General features: G+C 62.6%; 13 protein-coding genes. 3 read left to right on the top strand and 10 right to left on the bottom strand.

Translation table 11 applies throughout. From position 1 onward, the window contains the following. Window positions 1-15: 15 nt before the first annotated feature. The 4 genes from mdoH to E4Z66_RS12995 all read right to left on the bottom strand — a co-directional run bounded on the left by mdoH (window position 16) and on the right by E4Z66_RS12995 (window position 6,136). Window positions 16-1,869, bottom strand: coding sequence for a glucans biosynthesis glucosyltransferase MdoH (gene mdoH / locus E4Z66_RS13010; RefSeq protein ID WP_246036022.1), 1,854 nt, complete (start codon window positions 1,867-1,869; stop codon window positions 16-18). Window positions 1,870-1,941: 72 nt separating this feature from the next. After that, window positions 1,942-3,492 carry an OpgD/OpgG family glucan biosynthesis protein gene (locus tag E4Z66_RS13005; RefSeq protein WP_136463450.1) on the bottom strand — a complete coding sequence of 517 codons (1,551 nt, stop codon included), beginning with the start codon at window positions 3,490-3,492 and terminating at the stop codon, window positions 1,942-1,944. Beyond that, complete coding sequence (locus E4Z66_RS13000) at window positions 3,492-4,709, bottom strand: OpgC family protein (protein ID WP_246036021.1); 1,218 nt, start codon at window positions 4,707-4,709, stop codon at window positions 3,492-3,494. The genes E4Z66_RS13005 and E4Z66_RS13000 overlap by 1 nt, the downstream gene beginning before the upstream one ends. A gap of 89 nt (window positions 4,710-4,798) precedes the next feature. After that, window positions 4,799-6,136, bottom strand: a complete 1,338-nt coding sequence (locus E4Z66_RS12995) for a tetratricopeptide repeat protein (protein ID WP_136463448.1) — start codon at window positions 6,134-6,136, stop codon at window positions 4,799-4,801. A 242-nt stretch (window positions 6,137-6,378) separates the two neighbouring features. On the opposite strand from E4Z66_RS12995, the gene E4Z66_RS12990 reads away from it, so the two are divergent. Beyond that, window positions 6,379-6,948: a VOC family protein gene (locus E4Z66_RS12990; RefSeq protein ID WP_136463447.1), complete on the top strand. Its 570-nt coding sequence runs from the start codon at window positions 6,379-6,381 to the stop codon at window positions 6,946-6,948. Window positions 6,949-7,098: 150 nt separating this feature from the next. Here the strand turns inward: E4Z66_RS12990 and E4Z66_RS12985 are convergent, their stop codons facing one another. From E4Z66_RS12985 to E4Z66_RS12965, 5 genes are all read right to left on the bottom strand, one after another. Beyond that, complete coding sequence (locus E4Z66_RS12985; protein WP_136463446.1) at window positions 7,099-7,608, bottom strand: CarD family transcriptional regulator; 510 nt, start codon at window positions 7,606-7,608, stop codon at window positions 7,099-7,101. A 265-nt stretch (window positions 7,609-7,873) separates the two neighbouring features. After that, the gene (fdxA, locus tag E4Z66_RS12980) at window positions 7,874-8,212 is read right to left on the bottom strand and encodes a ferredoxin FdxA (protein ID WP_136463445.1); all 339 of its coding nucleotides are present in this window, start codon (window positions 8,210-8,212) and stop codon (window positions 7,874-7,876) included. A 51-nt stretch (window positions 8,213-8,263) separates the two neighbouring features. Next, entirely contained in the window at window positions 8,264-8,650 is a 387-nt protein-coding gene (locus E4Z66_RS12975; RefSeq protein ID WP_136463444.1) for an RNA-binding S4 domain-containing protein, read from the bottom strand. Between the two features lie 3 nt (window positions 8,651-8,653). Beyond that, complete coding sequence (locus tag E4Z66_RS12970; RefSeq protein WP_211097154.1) at window positions 8,654-11,530, bottom strand: helicase-related protein; 2,877 nt, start codon at window positions 11,528-11,530, stop codon at window positions 8,654-8,656. A 10-nt stretch (window positions 11,531-11,540) separates the two neighbouring features. Continuing rightward, window positions 11,541-11,906 carry a tetratricopeptide repeat protein gene (locus E4Z66_RS12965; protein WP_246036020.1) on the bottom strand — a complete coding sequence of 122 codons (366 nt, stop codon included), beginning with the start codon at window positions 11,904-11,906 and terminating at the stop codon, window positions 11,541-11,543. A gap of 265 nt (window positions 11,907-12,171) precedes the next feature. On the opposite strand from E4Z66_RS12965, the gene E4Z66_RS12960 reads away from it, so the two are divergent. Together E4Z66_RS12960 and E4Z66_RS12955 are read left to right on the top strand one after the other, a co-directional pair. Further along, window positions 12,172-12,462 (top strand): SCP2 sterol-binding domain-containing protein, encoded by a 291-nt coding sequence (locus tag E4Z66_RS12960; protein ID WP_136463442.1) that lies wholly within the window; start codon window positions 12,172-12,174, stop codon window positions 12,460-12,462. Window positions 12,463-12,486: 24 nt separating this feature from the next. After that, the gene (locus tag E4Z66_RS12955; RefSeq protein WP_136463441.1) at window positions 12,487-13,422 is read left to right on the top strand and encodes an alpha/beta hydrolase; all 936 of its coding nucleotides are present in this window, start codon (window positions 12,487-12,489) and stop codon (window positions 13,420-13,422) included. A 71-nt stretch (window positions 13,423-13,493) separates the two neighbouring features. Here E4Z66_RS12955 and E4Z66_RS12950 read toward each other — a convergent pair whose 3' ends face one another. Continuing rightward, window positions 13,494-15,965 (bottom strand): hybrid sensor histidine kinase/response regulator, encoded by a 2,472-nt coding sequence (locus E4Z66_RS12950; protein WP_168797799.1) that lies wholly within the window; start codon window positions 15,963-15,965, stop codon window positions 13,494-13,496. Window positions 15,966-16,129: the final 164 nt, after the last annotated feature.

Raw genomic sequence — 16,129 nt, 5'->3', positions numbered from 1 at the left:
GACACGCGCCAAGGGTTATTCTGCCGGTGTTTCGATCTGACCTGCCAGATGCGCGCGCATCCGGTCCCGTTCGATCCGGGCACGGGTGACGATTGCAGGCTCGCGCAGGGTGTTGGGGCTGTCGAGCCGCAGCGCTGGGGGGGCATGGCGGGCAAGGTTGAACGACCCCAGCGCCGAAAGCGGCACCGCCATGACCAGCGAGATCACGATCGGCAGCAGCCACATGGACACAAGGCCCGATACAAGGCCAACCGCAAGGATCAGGCCCAGAACCGTTTCCAGCCAGTGGAAGCGCAGCAATGTGCCAAGGTCGTGCCCACGCGCGGTCCGGCTTTGCGGCGACCACGGTTCAGACATGGTCAGCGCGGCGCGCAGCACGGCGCGGCATTGCTGGATCATCAGCACAGGCGCATAGAGAACCGACAGCGTAATCTCCACGAGGAAGGCGGTCAGGAAGTTCCGGCGACCGCCGAAAATGCGCTGCGCCTTGGGATGCAGCGCGATGATGCCCGCCCCCATCAGCTTGGGCGTCAGCAGCACCGCGTACATGATGACGAGAAACAGCGCCGCGTTGATCTCTGTCATCACCGGCCAATCGGGATAAAGCGGGTTATCCTCGCGGAAATAGCTGATGACATTGGTCGTTTCGTTCTTGCCCAAAAGCGCCCATGCCAACAGCAGGAGGAACCATGCGGGGCTTAGCAGATAGCTGACCGCGCCTTGGAACAGGTGGAACCGTGAGACCGGGTGCAGCCCCCGCGCGCCCAGAAGGCGCAGGTGTTGCAGATTGCCCCGGCACCAGCGCCGGTCGCGCAACACGTAATCGATCAGGGTCGCGGGCGTTTCCTCATACGATCCGGCGATGCGCGGCAAGAACCGCACGCGCCAACCCGCGCGGCGCAGCAAGCCGGCCTCGACGAAGTCATGGCTCAGGATCAGCCGGTCGCCGCGCAAACGGGGCAGGCCTGCCGCTTCGGCAAAGGCGCGGGTGCGCATGATCGCGTTGTGGCCCCAATAGTTGCCTTCCGACTGGGACCAGAGCGCCAGCCCCTCGGCCAGAAGCCAGCCATAGGCGATGTTGGAAAACTGCTGAATACGGGCAAAGACGGTCTCTGCCCCGATTAGCGTCGGGAAGCTTTGCATCAGCCCGGCCTTGGGATCGGCGGCCAGCGCGTCGGCCAGCGCAATGATGCTGCGCCCGGCCATCAGGCTGTCGGCATCCAGCACCAGCATCGCGTCATACGCCGCGCCCCAACCGGTGATCCAGTCATGCAGATTGCCGATCTTCTTGTCGGTATTTTCGGCCCGGCGGCGGTAATAGACGTCCATCCCGGCGGGCGCATCGCGGCGCAGCGCGCGCAAGGCAGAGACCTCGTCGGCGGCGATCTTGGGATCGCGCGTGTCGGACAGAACGAACAGGGTAAAGCGATGCGCCGCGTTCTGGCGGGCCAGATCGTCCAGCATCGCCTGCGCATTGCCAAAGACATCGCTGGGGTTCTCGTTATAGACCGGGACCAGCAGGGCCACATCCAGCGGCGCGGCATCGGTCACGGTTTCGGCCCGGCGCAGCGCAAGGCCCGCCAGCGCCACGATGACGGTGGCAACCGACAGCGCCACCCATACGAAGCTGAAGCCAATCAGGCTGAGCAGCGCCCATTCCAGCCAGGTCATGCCGCCCATGTTCAGCCATGCGTGCATTCCCGCCACCAGCGCGGCGGTGCCAGCAAGGGCCGGGGCGAAAAGGGCCAGCCGCCACGGGAAGGCGCGGGCCTGTGCCAGATCGCCCTTTGACCCACCTGCATTTACCGCCGCCTGTGGCGCGCGGTCGAAACGCTGCGGGACGATTTCCAGCGGGGCTGGAGCGGGCATGTGTGAGTCAAGGTGAGGGGTGTTATCCATGATGACGTAACGCCAAAGGTGGAAGATGGTTGCATGAGCGCATCAGCGGGTTTCCGCCATGCGTGTGTCCTGGGTCCAGCGATAAAGCCAAACCTCGGAAAGTGGGGTGCCGTCTTCGGCGCGCAGCTGCACGCGGAACTCTGCCAGCGGGGTTCCTTGCGGGTCGAATTCAAAGGCCAGCCTTGGGCCGCCGGTTTCGGGATTGCGCTGCAGAACGCCCTCGGACACGGTGCCTGCCGTGGTGCGAATGATCCGCATCAGCTTGGACAGATCCTCTGGCACGGCCTCCGACGCCTGGAAGTCGATGACGAAGATCAGCCCCTTGTGAAAGGCGCTGCCCCCGGCAGAGGTATTCGTGACCCGCAGCGGCATGGCCTTGCGCGGGGCCGGATCGTCGCCCCAATCCAGCCGGTAGCTCATATCGTGGCGCGCCCCTGCCGGGATGGTCCCGGCGGGCCGCCAATAGGCAACGATATTGTCGTAGATTTCCTTGTCCGCCGGGATTTCGACCAGCGCGACGGAGCCTTGGCCCCAATCCTCGCCGGGGGTGATCCAGACGCCGGGGCGGTTGTGGTAATGTGCTTCAAGATCGTTGAAGTCAGAGAACCGGCGCGCCCGCTGCATCAGCCCGAAACCGCGCGGGCCATTGTCACCGAAGGCGCTGATTTGCAGCGTTTCGGGATTGGCCAGGGGCCGCCAGATGACCTCGCCATCGCCATTGTGGATCAGCAGCCCGTCGCTGTCATGCACCGCAGGCCGAAAATCGGAAAAGCGGTCGCGGTTGGTCTGATCGAACAGGAACATCGAGGTCAGCGGCGCGATACCCACATGTGTCAGGTCCACCCGCGCGAACAGGCTGGCGGTGATGTCCATCATCAGGGTTTCGCCATAGCGGATGACAAAGGTGTAAAGCCCCGTGCAGGATGGGCTGTCCAGCAGCGCATGGAGCGTCACACTGGGCGCGCCCTTGGCCGGGGTCTCTATCCAGAAGGCGACGAAGTCGGGGAACTCCTCGCCCTGTGGATCACCGGTGCGCAGGGCCAAACCCCGCGCCGACAGCCCGTAATTTTCGCCGGTGCCGATGCCCCGGAAATAGCTGGCCCCCTGAAACACCGCATATTCGGTATGGTTGCCATCGCCCAGAAGATCGGCACGCAGGCGCAGGCCGGAATAGCCAAGACTGTCATCGATCGTCAGGTCCGGGAACTGGTCGGTCGTGTCGAACACGCCCATGTCGAAACGCAGCGGGCGTTGTTCGCCGCCCTCGACCACATGGACCTCGACCGGGCGCGGGAAATACAGGCCCGGCGGAAACACATCCAGCCGTTGCGGCAGCGCGGTGCCTTCCCACAGCGCATTGCGGCTGTCGAACCAGATCTGGCGATACTGGTCATAGGTCAGGTTGCGCCAATCTTCGGGCACCTCGCCGCGCGGGGTGTATTCGGATTGGGCCATCTGCCGCGCGCGCTCCATCAGATCGTCGCGCGAAAATGGCGTGGATGCGCCGGCCTGCAAGCCCGGCTCATTCTCTTGTGCAAGACCCGGCGAGGCGGCCAAGGCGGCCAGCGCCATCAGAAATTCACGTCGCAGCATTATGCAGTCCTCCGAACGCGCCAAGGTTGGGTTTTGAACCAGCCGGCAACATATGCGGTGGCGATCAGAACGCCGAAACCCGCAAGGTTGACGGCCAGTGTGGTCAGAACATCGCGGCCCATCACATCCATGCCGAACCCCATCAGCCGGGCAGTAAACATCGACACAACAAAGACGGCCAAAGATTGCTGCCCCACCTTCAGGATGATCGCCAGAACGCCGTCCCAGAGCCGTGCCAGCGCGCCTGCGCCCCGGCTCAAAAGACGGCTCCCCTTATCTCCTGCCGCCACCCAGCACAGATAGGCGAGCGCAAGGAAATGTGTATAGCGCAGCAGGCCGAACCCGGATTTGTCGATCAGCGGGGCCATTGCCTCGCGCCAATCGCGCGCCCATTCCAGCCCAAGCACGCGCACACCGATATTGGATAGCGGGATATTGGCGATGACAAGGAACAGCGCCAGACCGATCAGCAGCGCGGAAACCGGTGGTTTGGGCAACCAGCCGCGCATGAAGGCAAAGCCGGTGAAGAAGATCAGCTGCCAGCCGAACGGGTTGAAGAACCACGACCGGTCCGACCACGGCTCGGCCGGGAAGGCGAGATAGGGCAGGCCCAAGGCGCGCGTCACGGTTTCCTGGCCCAGGACCCAGACCGCCACGACAAAGGCGGCAACCAGACGCAGATCGACGCGTGACAGCGCCATCACGACCGGCATCATCATCAGCACGATCATATACATCGGCAGGATGTCGAAATAATTGGGCACCCAGCGCAGCGTCATGAAAGACAGCAGCATGTTCGGGTTTTCCCATTTGTCGCTTTCGACAAAGATCATCCACAGGTTCAACTGGCCCCAGTAATTGCGGCCGGTGATCTCCAGATCGGTAAGGAAAACGGCCAGCGCCAGCGTGGCAAAGAATAGCCCCACATGCGCCCAATAGACCTGCCAGACCCGGTACGCGACACGCGCGGTGCCAAGGGCGAACCCGGCCCGGTCAAAGGTCGATCCGAAGGCAATCGCCGACGCCATGCCGGAGCAGAAGACGAAAATCTCTGTCGCGTCGGAAAAGCCCCAGCGCGCGGGAATCCACAGGGTGAGGAAGTTGCCCGGTGTATGGGCGATCAGGATGATGAACATCGCCAGCCCCCGGAAGAAATCCAACCGGAGGTCGCGCACACGTGCTGGTGCGGCACTGGGAGAGGCAGCAGAATCGGGCATCGAGGAAGCCTGGCTTGGATCAGCGAAAGTCATTAGCTCTTTGGTCCGTGCACGAGGGAAGTCAAGCGGCCACGAACGGGGCCACCCCGTTACTGAGCGGGAATGCGCCGGGCGTGGGTCAGCATGTCCTGCCGCGTGGCGTTGAACCGATCGTCATGGCCGCCCCGCAGGGTTCGGCGCTGGTCCAGAATCGTGCTGACCTCGTCGTAGAACCCGGCACGCAGACCAGCGTCGATGGTCATACGTTCGAACACATCGCGCTGGGCGTGGCTGCCACCCACGGTTTGCATCTGGGTGCGCGCGGCGGACAGGTTGAGGAACGCGGTATCCCAACGCGCTTCGGCAAAGGAATGCAGCCCCGCCATCGCCGCCAGCCCCGGATCGGCCACGCGCAGCGCCATATCGCCCGGATCGCGGGCATCGCGGGTAAAGCGCAGGGCCATCTCGCTGGCGGCTTCGAACCGCCCTGCCGCGCCCAAGGCCAGCATGTAGTGCAGATCGGCGAAAACAAGACTGCCATCGGCGGTGCGTTGCTCTGACAGATCTGCCAGTTCATCCCAGCGGTCAGCGACATCGACGCCTTCAAGCTCCAGCCGCATCAACAGCGAGGACGCATTGGCGATGTCGCGGTAATCGTCGGTCTTGTCCGCGCGGATCTGCTGATCGTAAAGGGCGACGGCCAGCGCGGTCTCGTTCCGGTCCAGATGCAGCAGCGCCTTGTGCCACCACACGTGATACCGGAAATTGTTGCAGTGATCCCATGCCGCGCAATTGTCTTCAATCAGGGCAATCCCCCGGTCCGGCTGGGCGGTCATGTCATATACATGCGCCACGGCATGAAGCCCCCACGCATCGTCCGGCGCCAGTTCCAGCCCGGTAATCCCGGCGCGTTCGGCGGCGGCATAGTCACCGGTTTCTTCCAGCGTAAAGGCGTGGCACCCCAAGAGATAGCCGCGCAGCGGATGCGCCTCATGGGCGGGCAGAACGGCCTCGACCGATCGGCGCATTCCCGCGGCGTCGCCCAACATGAAGCGGATGGCATGGCTGACCTTGGCGGACAGCGTGTCTTCGGGGTGGGCGCGCAGCACGTCTTCCATCGCCGCGACCGCGCGGGACGGACGCCCGGCGAGCCAGAAGCCAAGCGCGTCGATCCAGCCGCGTTCGCGCGCATGTGTGGCCCGCCCGGTGCGCGCCATGCGATAGGCATCTTCCGCCGCGCCGCGCATCTCGTGCCGCCCCAACATCAGGCTGAACAGGCCCTTGGCCGCATGGCCCATGGCAAAGTCGCTCTCTGCCTCCAGTACCGCGCCCAGATGGGTCGGTGTGCTGGCGGTATGCGCCAGAAAACCACAGATCATTTTGTTCCATTCCGACAAGGCGCCGGGGGTCGTAAGCGAAACGGGAGACTGGCAAATATCATGGGACATGGGTGGACCTGCACTAATTGTTTGTACCGATCTAAACCTAACTGGCGGCCCGTCCCTATGGCCCGGAGCGTGATAACACGCCAACGTGAAGCCGATCTCTGCTTTCGTGAGCAGATGACACACAAACTGACACCGATGCCGCAATTGCGCACCCAGAGGGCCGGGCAATCTGTAAGAATCCGCGCACCGCGCTAGGTTTCCGGCGGAAACTTGCGACTGACTGAAACAAGGAGGAGCGCCACATGACCGGGACGACCCCGCCCATCGCCACACAAGGCGTGCATCACATCACATTGGTCGGCGCAGACCGGCAAAGCACCATCGATTTCTGGGAAGGTGTGCTGGGGATGCCGTTCATTTTCGAACAGCCGAATCTGGACGACCCGGAAGAAGGGCACCTTTATTTCGACCCCGGCGATGGCCGTTTGATCACTGTTTTCACGAATGAAACGCGAAAGCCGCGCCGGGCCAGGATCGACCCCTTTCCCGGCAGCGTCCACCATATCGCGTTCGACGTGCCGCGCGCCAGCTTCAATCAGGCGATAACACGGCTGAAGGACCGCGGGTTCGGTTTTGCCGGGCCGAAGGATCGCGGCTTCATGGAATCGATCTATTTCAAGGATCCGCTGGGGCTGACGATTGAACTGGCCTGCTACAAGTTCACCTTGCCCGAAGGTCACCGGGTCGCGGACGTGATGATCGCCGCCCACCGCATTCGGGTGGCAGAAGGGGCCCGCGCCATCGAAGAGCCGCATATCGCGGCCGCCCTTGACCAACTTCTGGCCGCGCGGGACAGCTTGTCCAAGGGGTAACGGGGCAGCCCCGTTTGCGGCGCAGGACTGGCGGACAGGACTGGCGGACAGGACTGGCGGACAGGACTGGCGGGCAAACGAAAAAGGGCCCTGCCGATACGATCACCGGCAAGGCCCTTAAGCGTTCGTTCCAGACGCGATCAGGTCGGCTTAGGCCGCGCGGCTGGTCAGCACCTCGTCCACCTGGCGGGCAGCTTCCAGTTCGTCCCGGCCATCGACCGCAGCAACTTCGCGGGTCAAACGTTCCAGCGCGGCTTCGTAAAGCTGACGCTCGGAATAGCTTTGCTCGCGCTGATCGTCATTGCGGTGCAGGTCGCGAACGACCTCTGCAATCGCGATCAGGTCGCCGGAATTGATCTTTTGCTCATATTCCTGCGCGCGACGCGACCACATGGCCCGCTTGACCTTCGCCTTGCCCTTCAGGGTCTTGAGTGCCTGATTGATGACATCAGGGCTGGACAATGCACGCATTCCCACTTCGGTCGCCTTGTTGGTCGGCACCGACAGCTTCATCTTGTCTTTCTCGAAGGAGACCACGAAGACCTCCAGCTTGAATCCCGCCACATCCTGTTCTTCGATGGAGACGATCTGTCCGACCCCATGCGCGGGGTAAACGACATACTCGTTTGGACGGAAGTCGAGGTTTTTCGACTTTGGCATGTATTCTTTTTCCTTTTTTGACGCCGCGGCGCGCCCGGTGGTACAACGCGAAAAAGCCAGCCGTGCCGAGGCGCAAGTCCTCGTCAACGTACTGAATTTTCAGCGATGCCTTGCGTTCAGGACAGCAGTCCTACGCCGTGAAATGGGTGCGATCAGGCTCATTTGTAACGGCAATATATCACGTTTGAGCTGATTCTCAAAGCGCGCACCAGTTAAACGCCTGTTATGGCGGCAAAATTGACGTCCCGGGCAGGGGCGCGGCGTCTTAGCCGCCTTCGCCCGGCGCCTCCGAGAAGTACTTTTCGAGCTTGCCAGCTTCGCCGTCACGCTCTTCCGCTTCGGGCAGCGGGTCTTTCTTGGTGATGATCACCGGCCACAATTCGGAATACTTGCGGTTGAACTCGACCCATTTTTCCATATCCGGTTCGGTGTCCGGGCGGATCGCGTCGGCGGGGCATTCAGGTTCGCACACGCCGCAATCGATGCATTCATCCGGATGAATCACCAGCATGTTCTCCCCCTCGTAGAAGCAATCTACGGGGCAGACTTCGACGCAGTCGGTGTATTTGCAGGCGATACAATTGTCGTTGACGATATAGGTCATGGTCGTCCGGTTGGGCTGTTGATCAAGTGGCAGTTAGACCAGCGATGCGGATCATTCAAGGTTGCCACTGCGGGAAAGGTCCAACCTGCGGCGATCGCGCCCCGTTGGGCGACCTTTTCCCTCATATGAGGGGTTTTCAGGCATATCCGTTTTCTTGCGCGGCTGGGGCGGGTCAAGATCGGTGTAAAGCGCCTGCGCTTCGGGGGCAGGGCCGCGGCGCTGGCCGATGGCCTCAACCCGGATCACACGCACCGTGCGCCCCTGTGGAAAGGTCAGAACATCGCCCGGAGCGACATTCTGCGCGGGTTTGTGGATTTTGGTGGCGTTGACCCGAACATGCCCGGCAGACACCTGCGCGGCCGCGACAGAGCGGGTCTTGAAGAACCGCGCCTGCCACAACCACTTGTCTATGCGCAGCTTTTCGGGCGGCGCGGTCAATCCTTACTTGTCCTGCTTCAACGCGGCGAGCGCGGCAAAGGGATTGTCAGGATCGATAGGCTTGTCTTTCTTCGGCGGACGCGCCTCGAAGCTGCGGCCCCCTTGCGGCTTGCCCTTGCCACCGTCGCGGCCACCGGGCTTGCCACCAGCCTTGCGGGGCGGTTTCTTGCCGCCGCGCGGCTTGCCGCTGTTTTCCTGACCCTGCGGACGGCGTCCACCGCCGCGCTGGCGGTTGTTGCCGCGCCCACCCCAGGTGAAGGTGTAGAACACCTCGATCTCGGGGTCTTCGACCGCATCCGGCACAGTGCCGGGGGCTGTTTCGCCTTCGCTCATTTCCGGGATGGCGGCAGGTATATCTGTTTGTTCCGGCGCGGTTTCGGCAATCGGGGCGATCCCCTCATCGGGAATCGATTCGACGGCCTCTGCGGCGGTTTCGGTCATGTCCGGGCCTTCGGCGGGCGGCGTCGCGGGTGTCTCTTCGCTGACAACCGCATCGACCGGCTTCACCTTGGCACGTTCGCCGCGCTCACCGTTATAGCCGAGGCCCTGCATCAGGTCTGCGAATTGCTCCAGCGTCATGCCGGTGATCGACAGCATGTCCGGCGTTGCTTCGAACCCGGCGCGGCTGTCCTGCGCGCGCAGCAGATCGGCCAGACGTTCCAGCATATCAATGCGGATCGCCCGTTGACCGGCCTTGCGATAGCCCGCCATCGTGTCCGCACCTTCCGGCGCCCCATCGTCAGAGGGGATCGTCACCAAGCCCGGAGGCGGCGCTTCGGGAAATTCCGACAGGTTTTGCGCAAGGCTCCACAGCACCAACCGCAAGCGGGTCGGCGCAGGTTTAAGAAGCAGCGGCATGAAGATGGTGAACTGGCCGAAGCGTACACCGTGTTTGCGCAGCAGCCCGCGCGCATCCTGATCCAGCGCCTTGACGTCGTCCGCCGCCGCGCTGCGGGGCAATATGCCAAAGGCCTCGACCATCTGGAACGCGAATCCCTTGGCCAGACCGGTCAGCGCCTCATCGTTCTGCATGGCGATCATCGGCTCGAACAGCGCGGCCACCTTGCGGTCGATGAAATGTTGCAGGCGGCGTTGGACCTTTTCGGCCACATCCGCACCAGCGACATCGTCGACGAATACCTCGACACGCGGTTTGAGAGGCTCATTGCCCGCGACCAGCTTGCCGATGGCCGCCGATCCCCACATCAAACCACCTTGCTCGGTGAAGTCGATTTCCGTATCGGGGGCATTGTAGAACCGGTCCGCGCGCAAATGGAAATGCGGCGCCAGCGCCTGAAGCGCCGCCGTCTTGATCGTCTTTGCTTCTGCCCCCTCGGCACTTTTATCCTGCGCAAACCGGAACCCTTCCAGCTTGCCTACGAATTCGCCCTCGACGGTCACATCGCCGCTATCACTTACTTCGGCCACCATGGCCTCCTTCTGGCCCAGCCGGCGAAGCAGTACACTGGTCCGCCGGTCCACAAATCTTTGCATCAATGCCGAATGTAGCGCATCCGACAACCTGTCTTCTACCGCGCGTGTCTCCTGACGCCAATGAGAATCATCCTGCGTCCACCCGTTTCGCTGCGCCACATAAGTCCAGGTGCGGATGAAAGCGAGCCGTTTCGCGATGGCGTCAATATCTCCGGCGGGCTTGTCGATCCGTTTAACTGCCCGTGCGATGAAGTCATTCGGGATCTCGCCGCGCTCATGCAGGTGGCCGAAAATCGCCTCCAGCAGCGACGAATGTTCTGCGTGGCTGATACCGCGGAAATCGGGAATCCGGCACACATCCCACAGCAGTTTGACCGATCGGCCATCGGTGGCACGTGCCACGACCTGCGCCGATTCCGACAGTGATTTAAGCGCCAGCAGGTCGTCCGCATCGCGGGCGCGAGCCAGCATTTCATGCTCCGGCCCCCGTTCGAGCGAGGTGATCAGCCGGTGGATCGACCCGAATTCAAGCGCGCTGTTGCGCCAGATCAGCTTTTGCAAGGGGCGGAACCGGTGGTTCATGATCGCCCCGGCAACACCATCGTCCAGCGGCGGCGCGTCGCCCGTCACGCCAAAGGTGCCGTCCCGGTGGCCACGGCCCGCGCGCCCGGCGATCTGTGCCAGTTCATTGGGTTGCAGCGCCCGCATCCGACGCCCGTCGAACTTGGTCAGCGACGAAAAGGCGACGTGATGCACATCAAGGTTCAGCCCCATCCCGATCGCGTCCGTCGCGACAAGGTAGTCGACCTCACCCTGCTGATACATCGCCACCTGCGCATTGCGCGTGCGCGGTGACAGCGCGCCCATCACCACGGCGGCGCCGCCTTTCTGGCGCTTGAGCAACTCAGCCAGCGCATAGACGCTATCGACGGAAAACCCCACGATCGCAGAGCGGCGCGGCATTTTCGCCGTCTTGCGCGCGCCGGAATACAGCAATGTAGACAGGCGCTCGCGGCGGATGAAATGCGCTTCGGGCACGAGTTCGGAAATCGGCCCGCGCATCGTGTCGGCGCCAAGAAACAGCGTTTCGTGCAGGCCGCGCGCATGAAGCAGCCGGTCGGTAAAGACATGCCCGCGCTCCGGATCGGCGCAAAGCTGGATTTCATCGACCGCCAGAAAATCGCAGCCCATACCGTCGGGCATCGCCTCGACCGTGCAGACCCAATATTGCGTGCGCGGCGGGACGATCCGTTCCTCGCCTGTTACCAGCGCCACCACCGACGGGCCGCGCAATTCCACGATCCGGTCATAGACTTCGCGGGCAAGCAGGCGCAGCGGCAGGCCGATCACACCTGTTCGGTGGCCCAGCATCCGTTCGATCGCGTAAGTCGTCTTACCTGTATTGGTCGGGCCGAGTACGGCAACGACCCGGCGCGTCTGGCTCACCGGTCATTCCTTAAAGTGTCCGGCCCACGCCCACGCGCTTCAGCCTGTCGAGGGCTTCCTTGGCCTCTTCGTAGTGAGGATTCAAGTTCAGAACCTTCATGAACGTCTCTTCCGCGCGGGCGTAATCCTCAAACTCGACCAGAAGAACGCCAAGTCCGAACATGGCGGGGTAGTGATCGGGGTTCAGCGCCAGCACATGCCCCAGCGCATCCAGCGTCGGGCCGTAAAGATCGGCGGCGAAATAGGCGCGGGCAAGCCCGTGCCAGCCTTCGGCGAATTCGGGGGCATGATCGGTGAGGGCGGTGAAATGTTCGATCGCGGCTTCGGTCTGCCCCTCTTCCAGCGCCTTCTGACCGCGCCGCAGAAGCAAATCCATCGATGCCGAACCAGAACGTGACCACGCCGCGTTCAACTGCCGATCCAGCATCCGCGCCTCTTCCGGGGTCGCGTCGCGAAGTGATTCGAGAAGGGACGGCACCTCTGATTGAGCGTGCAAAGGTAAGGAATACCCGACTAAGACAGGAAGTGCCGCGACGATAAGGTGGCGAAGAGTGCGTAAGATGCCCATAACCGAAATGTAACACCGAACGCTGATAATTCCATGAATTCTCGGCACACCGCCAACAGAAAGGGCATCAAGGATGAGTGAAGTTCTGGATCAGGCCGTCGCGGCGCTGAACGAAAAGCTGGCCGGAAGCGATTTTTCGGGCACTGCCAAGTTCGATATCGAAGGCACCGGGGCCGTTGTCATCGATGGCGCGTCCGCACGTGTTTCCGACGAACCGGCCGACGTGACGCTGACCGCTGACGTCGAAACCTTCCAAGGCATGATGACCGGCGATGTGAATCCGACATCCGCCTTCATGACCGGCAAGCTCAAAGTCGATGGCGACATGGGCAAAGCGATGCAACTCGCCGCCGTTCTGGCCTGACCCTTCAAGACAAGACTGCCCCATATGACACACACAGCCGCGCCGCTTTTCACGGATATCAACCCGGGGCCAGAGGATGGCGCGGCATGGTGGGTGAACGCCGATGACGGTGTCCGTCTGCGTGTTGGCGTGTGGGGCAGGAAGGCGCAGAAAGGAACAGTGCTGCTGTTTCCGGGCCGCACCGAGTATGTCGAAAAATATGCGCCGGCCGCCGGGGAACTGGCGGCGCGCGGCTTTGCCACGCTGGCGGTGGACTGGCGCGGGCAGGGGCTGGCCGACCGGCTGGCCGATGATCCGCTGCTGGGGCATGTGGTCAATTTCCCCGATTACCAGAAAGACGTCGGCGCGGTGCTGCGGCTGGCCCATGCGCTGGACCTGCCCAAGCCGTGGAACCTTGTGGCCCATTCGATGGGCGGCTGCATCGGGCTGCGTGCCCTGATCGAAGGGCTGCCGGTCAATGCGGCGGCTTTCACCGGGCCGATGTGGGGCATCCGCGTCTCCCCGCCGATCATTCCGGTGGCATGGACGTTGGCCCATGTCATGCCGATGCTGGGGCTTGGCAATCAGTGCCCGCCCGGCACCAACCGCAAGCCCTATGTGGCGACCGAGCCGTTTGCCGATAACACACTGACCACCGATCCCGAGATGTTCGAGATGATGCGCAAGCAGGTCACGACGCACGAGGCGCTGGCCTTGGGCGGGCCAAGCTACGTCTGGCTGCGCGAGGCGTTGACCGAATGCGCGCGTCTGGCCGCGATGGCCTCGCCCAAATTGCCCTGCGTCACGTTTTTGGGCGACAACGAACGGATCGTGCTGACCGACCGGATTCATGAACGCATGGCCCGTTGGCCGGGCGGACGACTGGAAATGGTGCCCGGCGGCGAACATGAAGTGATGATGGAAACGCCGCAAACCCGGCACAACGTCTTCGACGATATGGCGACGCTGTTCGGCGGCTGACCTGCCGGTTCTTGCGGGCGCAATTCCCTCGGGCGGAAGCCCCATCCCTTCTTCGGAAAAACCGGCGCGGGTTACGCAGTCGGCGGCTCCGCGTCCTCGTTCCGAGACGCATTATGCAAGGCGCTGACAACCGCGCGGATCAACTCGTCACGGGGGACCGGCTTCATCAGGCGGATATCCTCCGGCTTGAGGCCGTTGCCATGTACCGTCGCCTCTGATGCATAGCCAGACATGAACACGACCGGCAGCGTCGGCACCTGATCGCGCAGCGCCCGCGCCAGATGGGTGCCCTGCAAGGTGCCGGGCATCACGATATCCGTCACCAGAAGCTCAATGCCCGGGGTGCTCTCGAACAGCTCCTTCGCTCGATCGCCGGTTTCTGCGGTCGTGACCTGATAGCCGGCGGATCGCAGGACCTCCGTCAGGACATCGCGCACCGCCGGTTCGTCCTCCACCAGCAGAATATGCTGGCGCGCCAATGTGTTTACGGCGTCTTCCTCAACCTCCGGGGATGGCACGGCGCTGGGGGCGCTTGTCGCCGGGAAATACAGCTTGAAGGTCGTGCCCGCGCCCACTTCGGTATAGACCTGCACCGTTCCACCGGACTGTTTGACGAAACCTTCGACCATCGACAGGCCGATGCCCGACCCCTTGGCCGCGCCCTTGGTCGTGAAGAACGGCTCGAACACATGGGCCAATGTATCCGCGTCCATGCCGACGCCCGTGTCGCTGACGGCCAGCATCACGTAACGCCCCGGTTCAAGCTGTTCACCGCGTTGATCGATATAGGTCTGGTCGATGCGCACATTCGCGGTTTCGATCGTCAGCCTGCCAGTGGCATCCATCGCGTCACGGGCATTGAGCAGCAGGTTCAGGATCGCGTTCTCAAGCGAGGTCTTGTCCAGCCGCGCCTTCCACAACCCGGCCAGCAGCGAAAGCTCAACATCGATGGTCGAAGGCATGGCGCGGTGCATCCAGATCTTGGCGTGACGCACGATGTCATTGATATCGACGATCTCTGGTGCCAGCCGCGCCTGCCGCGCGAAGGACAGCATGCTGCGCGTCAGGTTGGCACCGCGCTGCGTGGCTTCCAGCCCTGCGATGATCTTGTCGTTCGCCCCCTCGATGGTGACCATTTGCGGTTCGCTCTGCAAGAGTTCGAGATTGCCCATGATGACCGCAAGCAAGTTGTTGAAATCATGCGCAACACCTGCGGTCAAACGGCCGATGCTTTCCATTTTCTGGGCCTGCATCGCAAGCTGACCCTGCCGCTCGGCCTCTCGCATCGCATCCACTTCACGTGTCACATCGACAATGACGCCGGTGATCTGGGTTTCGCCATTTTCAAGGCTCTTGGGTGTGATATGCAGATCGACCCAGCGCACCGACCCATCCGTATGCACGGCGCGCGTGCGCACATATCCCCGTTCTCCGGTTGCGGCACATTGCGCGATCGCGGATCTGACGGCGGCCACATCATCCGGGTCCTGGTTCGGATAAAACGCCATCGAATCTTCCATCAACTCGGCGGGTGTGAAGCCCCAGACTTCCTGCACGTTATCGCTGGCAAAGGTGAAGTGCCGCCCGCCGCCCTCAGCATGCAGCACAAGCTGGAAAATCACTCCGGGGAAAGACCGCGCGACCTGGGCAATCCGTTCCAGCGCCTCAAGCCGGGCATTTTCCCGTTTGCGCCGATCCGTCTCGTCGATCAGCAAGGCCGTGATCCGGTGTTGTTCGGGGGACGGTTCTTTCCAGATGCTCCACATCACCCGCAAGTGGCGGATTTCGCCGGTTTCTGGGATGATGATGCGGAAGGGGATGTCCGGGTCGACGTCTTCGCCGACGGTCAGCCGCTGATCTGCCGCAATCAGGTCCGGCACATCGTCGGGGTGGACCCGGTGCAGCACGGTTTCCAGCTTGTGCGGACCCGGTGTCAGATGCCCCAATCCCAGCAACTGCAACGCCTTGAGATCGAACTCTCGATGATCTGTGCCAAGCGCGCCGGAGAACACACCGTAATTTGCCGCCGTCTGGGCGAGGTCCAAGTTTATTTTCAGGCGCTGCTTGTCGAAGGTGTGTTGCGCCGCCCGGTCCGCTTGCATCACGGTCAGCCAGACGATCAACACGGACAAGGCGCCAACTCCGATCACGATCGGCGACATTCGGATGACCCGGTTGATATCGACCAACGGGGCGCCGCCATACCAAAGCAGGACGGCCACGGTGTAGTGGATGGCGATGTAGCACACGATCATCCCGACCACGGCCCGCCAATGCACTTGGGGCCAGGGCGTGGGCGGCAGAAGGCGTGCCAACCCCGCGCCGGAAAACGCGATGGCCAGCATGACACATATTCCGGCAAATACGATGACCGTGGGCCCGCCTTCCACGACGAGGGACGAGGCCGCCAGACCGCCCGCGATGGCCGCGCCCAGCGGGCCACCAAGATAGCCCGCAAACAGAAGCAGCCCGGGGCGGCCATCAAGCGGCACTTGAACTTCAGGTATCCGAAAGGAATTCGCGCCCAACAAAATCGCGAGCATTCCGAAAACGATTCCAATGATCGCGCTCCGCCTCGCATGACTTTTCTGCAGACGCGGCGAGGTGAACATCACGTAGCAGAACAACCCGGCCAGACACAGCTCAATCAAGCTTTGGAGAAGCTGAAACATCATGGGCGTTATCCGTACCGATCAGTGTAAGGGCA

Origin of the sequence: Aliishimia ponticola (assembly GCF_004803475.1) — a bacterium.
Taxonomy (GTDB): domain Bacteria; phylum Pseudomonadota; class Alphaproteobacteria; order Rhodobacterales; family Rhodobacteraceae; genus Aliishimia; species Aliishimia ponticola.
This window is presented reverse-complemented; position numbering and strand designations above follow the sequence as displayed.

Coding starts and splice junctions, on each gene's coding strand:
- mdoH (WP_246036022.1), bottom strand. CDS start 1,869: ATGCCCGCTCCAGCCCCGCTGGAAATCGTCCCGCAGCGTTTCGACCGC.
- E4Z66_RS13005 (WP_136463450.1), bottom strand. CDS start 3,492: ATGCTGCGACGTGAATTTCTGATGGCGCTGGCCGCCTTGGCCGCCTCG.
- E4Z66_RS13000 (WP_246036021.1), bottom strand. CDS start 4,709: ATGCCCGATTCTGCTGCCTCTCCCAGTGCCGCACCAGCACGTGTGCGC.
- E4Z66_RS12995 (WP_136463448.1), bottom strand. CDS start 6,136: ATGTCCCATGATATTTGCCAGTCTCCCGTTTCGCTTACGACCCCCGGC.
- E4Z66_RS12990 (WP_136463447.1), top strand. CDS start 6,379: ATGACCGGGACGACCCCGCCCATCGCCACACAAGGCGTGCATCACATC.
- E4Z66_RS12985 (WP_136463446.1), bottom strand. CDS start 7,608: ATGCCAAAGTCGAAAAACCTCGACTTCCGTCCAAACGAGTATGTCGTT.
- fdxA (WP_136463445.1), bottom strand. CDS start 8,212: ATGACCTATATCGTCAACGACAATTGTATCGCCTGCAAATACACCGAC.
- E4Z66_RS12965 (WP_246036020.1), bottom strand. CDS start 11,906: ATGGATTTGCTTCTGCGGCGCGGTCAGAAGGCGCTGGAAGAGGGGCAG.
- E4Z66_RS12960 (WP_136463442.1), top strand. CDS start 12,172: ATGAGTGAAGTTCTGGATCAGGCCGTCGCGGCGCTGAACGAAAAGCTG.
- E4Z66_RS12955 (WP_136463441.1), top strand. CDS start 12,487: ATGACACACACAGCCGCGCCGCTTTTCACGGATATCAACCCGGGGCCA.
- E4Z66_RS12950 (WP_168797799.1), bottom strand. CDS start 15,965: ATGCTCGCGATTTTGTTGGGCGCGAATTCCTTTCGGATACCTGAAGTT.